Origin of the sequence: Candidatus Ruminimicrobium bovinum (assembly GCF_902760015.1) — a bacterium.
GTDB classification, from domain to species: domain Bacteria; phylum Elusimicrobiota; class Endomicrobiia; order Endomicrobiales; family Endomicrobiaceae; genus Ruminimicrobium; species Ruminimicrobium bovinum.
Map to the genome: position 1 here is coordinate 1 of NZ_CACWEU010000279.1, position 3,296 is coordinate 3,296.

The 3,296-nt window shown below is 55.6% G+C and carries 3 protein-coding genes and 1 pseudogene; all 4 read right to left on the reverse strand.

The window, feature by feature from the left end; all coding sequences use genetic code 11:
- Window positions 1–583: glycosyltransferase family 9 protein (locus ACMUOV_RS08970; protein WP_413854823.1), on the reverse strand; the 583-nt coding region annotated here is incomplete at its 3' end.
- A gap of 35 nt (window positions 584–618) precedes the next feature.
- On the reverse strand, window positions 619–1,308 hold the full coding sequence (locus ACMUOV_RS08975; RefSeq protein WP_413854824.1) for a porin family protein: 690 nt from the start codon (window positions 1,306–1,308) through the stop codon (window positions 619–621).
- The gene (locus ACMUOV_RS08980) at window positions 1,265–2,713 is read right to left on the reverse strand and encodes a hypothetical protein (protein ID WP_413854825.1); all 1,449 of its coding nucleotides are present in this window, start codon (window positions 2,711–2,713) and stop codon (window positions 1,265–1,267) included. Before ACMUOV_RS08980 ends, ACMUOV_RS08975 begins: the two co-directional genes overlap by 44 nt.
- A pseudogene (locus ACMUOV_RS08985) lies at window positions 2,710–3,296 on the reverse strand (gliding motility-associated ABC transporter substrate-binding protein GldG); the annotation flags it as partial. The gene ACMUOV_RS08980 and the pseudogene ACMUOV_RS08985, both read right to left, overlap by 4 nt.

Consider the following 3,296-nt stretch of genomic DNA (forward strand, 5'->3'; position numbering starts at 1 on the left):
ACGGCAGCACGTTCGACAGGTGCTTGGCAAACGGAGCTATACCGATCCAGCGCTCCGTCTTCGTCCCGAAGAGTAGCTGCACTTTCTGCTCCGCTGACTGGTTAACCGCCATCAGAGGCACATCGCCTGCCGGCTGCAATCCGCCATTGCGGAGCGCATCAGCATAACGCTCCACCTCCGGCTTGAGCGGGGTTGCCTTCTCGTAACCCATACGTCTCAGCGCGCGGCGCTCGCGACTGCCGAGGTCGATAGTTGAGGTAGGGATATTGCTCCACTTAAGCAGCCAACGTATGATCCGCGTACGACCATCGTCTTGCATATCAAACACTTTCGTCGGATTATACCCCTTGATCTGCTTGAACAGACGGTATAGTCCCTGCGCATGCTCCACCTCCGGTGCTGCCTCGTGATAACGGACATTAGGCAGGCCGTGGAATAATGCTTGCAGCGGTTTGAGTGCCACTACCACGAACTCATCGTTCGGATACGTATTGCTCAGTTGCGTCACTACAGGCACTAACATCGCGACGTTGCCTAACGACGACAGACGCATGATTACGTAGGTGTTCTTTGTTGTTTCCATATATTCTCTCTTATCTGATTTCTAATTACTGATCGCTATTTTATCTGCCACATGTAGGCGAAGTTCAGACAGGCTGTCAACATATTCGATGCCGCGAAATGTTCGGCACGCGAGGTGTTGTACAAACTGCCAAAGCTGTAATACACACGTAGTTCCAGTTGGAACACTCCGGCCTTACGATGCATCCCGTAGAATCCTACTCCGCCTGTCGCACCCCAGTCGAACAGATGATCGATCGGCCGGTACTGGTAGGTCGAGGTCGTCTGCTTCGTACCCGACCACTCGGCATTGTTGAAGCAGTAGCCTACCTGCGGGCCGAGGTTGACGAATCCCTGTGCATGCTCGCCGCCGAAATGAATATGCGCCAGCAGCGGCACTTGGATATAATGCAGTTTGCGCCGGTAGTCGAAGTTCCCGTCCTTGTCGTACTCGCGCCAGCCATACTGCGCATAGCCCGCTTCCACTTGGAACGAGCACACCTTATGCGCACCGTAGCGGAACACTGCGCCGGCGCCCCAACCGATAGGAGATTTCAGCAGATCGTCCATGCCGTCCACCTTCGGCGTAAAGAACACCGTGGATGCCGTCGCACCGCCATAGACGCCGACGAACATCTCCGCCTGCTCCAGCCTGGGCTGCGCTACTATCCTGCCACCTGCGAGCAGCAGCAACAGCAGCAGCTTAACGCTTCTGGATGATAATATGTGTATTCTCGTATCCTCCATCTCCTGTCTGCTTGAACAGTATAGATGATTGTATTCCGTCATAGACCGTATCCGATGCGTGGAACGATCCGCCCCGCATAGCCCGGATGAGATACTGCGTCAGGTCGTAACCCAACAGGTCGTAACGCGGCTGCGTGGACGAAAGGGTGTGCCCGAAGTAATGCGCAAAATCCTGTTCGTATTGCGTGTATGCCTCGCCCTCAGGCGTACGGAACACGCCCATGTACAATTGCGGCAGCAATATCCGCTCGCCCTGCCATGCATACTTGCTAAGTATAGTCAACTGTTTGCCTTGTCTGCCGGAGAGCAGATAAGGCATCAGCAGTTGTACGTTGGAGTAGCGCTCCGAATGGAAGAGCAAGATGTTCTCCACGCTGTCTTTCAGCACAGCGCCTACCGAGTCCGCCAGGATCTGGCGTATCGTCGTACGGGTGACGGGCAGCTCACGCGCCATGATACTGTCGCGCAAGATGCGTATGCCGTGCGAATAATCCATCTTGTCGTTGTATGCATCCACCAGCACAATGTTCGTCGCAGTACGTAGCGTATCCAGGTACTCCATCAGAGCGTGCGTCTCTATCTGGTCAGAGGGGTTGAACTTCATCAGATAGGGATTGTGGGCGAAGTTCGTCACCTGCCGTAGGAACGGAACCAACACAGGTTTCTTATGCTCCAGGGCGTACGCTGCCAGTACTTCCACAGGTTTGAGGTACGCAGGTCCGACGAAGGCGTCGATCTGCGCCAGCGCACCCGAATCAATCAGTTGGATTACCGTACTGCCGTACTTGCCGACATCGTACGTATGGATGTCGTAGTACGTTGTGTGCTTCACGCCCAGGCTGTCGGTCCACACGGGTTGCTGATGTTTCAGCGCCAACAACGCACCGGCGTAGAAGTCGTAGAACCGGTCTATCATCGGATTGCGCTGCCCCACACCGGCATCCAGAGGTAACATATACGCCAGCCGCAGCGTATCGGTGTAAGCGATGGCTGAGGAATCCGCGGCTTCCGGAGATTCCGGAGATTCTAGAACTTCTAGAGCTTCCAGAGCAGCCGGATTTTCCAGAGTTTCCGGAGCTGCCGGGGTTTCCTCCGCTACCGGCGCTTGCGCCGTAGTCGCCGGCTCCGGTTCTTGCGCTACGTGCGGAACTACGGGCAGGTTCGTCGGAATCAGGATGACCTCTTCGTATCGCAATCCTCTCTCTTCCAGTTCGGGGTTAGCCTGCAAGATAGCCTCCTGTGACACGCCGAAGTTCTTGCTGATCCGGTACAGACCTATACTCTTCTCCACCGTATAGCGGTAATACACCCTCCCGTCTATTGTATCCGTCGGATAGGGCATTATCTCTTGTGCCTGCACGCTCATCGCGACAAGCAGCAAGCCGTATAACAGCACCTTTTTCATGACAAAATATATCTTTTTCTTCGTATTAATCCTACACCTCCCGCCAGCAGCCCTATCAGCAGCAGAGGCGTCACAACGCTTACGACCTGTATGGTCATCCGCCCGGCATGTGCACGCCTATCGTTCAACAGCCGCAAAGCTATCGTCTTCTCGCGGAGAGCGATCAGTCCGTTATCGTCCGCAAGATCGAGCACGGCGTTCACCACGAAGTCCCTGTTGCCAAACTGGATGCCCGAATAGCGGTCATAGCCTGCCGGCAGGGGCTGCCCTTGCTGCCAGTGGTTCTGGAGCACGCTGCCAGAGGCCACCACAAGTTGCTTGGTGGGCACGGAACTATCCAATCGCTCACTATCCGTCAGACCCTCGGGAATCATCCTGTGGCTGAATGCCGACGGGAACGTTCCTTCCAGCCGAACGGCTACCGGCAGATAAGCCGAGCCGAACAGTTGCGGGTCAATGCGCATATTACTCAGATCGATCTCCGCCGGAGCATGTGTCTGCCGCGAGGCGGTACTGGTCGCCAGCAGCACTTCTTTGCGGATCCCGCTACCGCCGCCTACGGTGTCTATCGTCGAAGCGAAGA

What these genes read in the sequence shown, in the direction of transcription:
- ACMUOV_RS08975 (WP_413854824.1), bottom strand. Translation starts at nt 1,308, where the DNA reads ATGGAGGATACGAGAATACACATATTATCATCCAGAAGCGTTAAGCTG.
- ACMUOV_RS08980 (WP_413854825.1), bottom strand. Translation starts at nt 2,713, where the DNA reads ATGAAAAAGGTGCTGTTATACGGCTTGCTGCTTGTCGCGATGAGCGTG.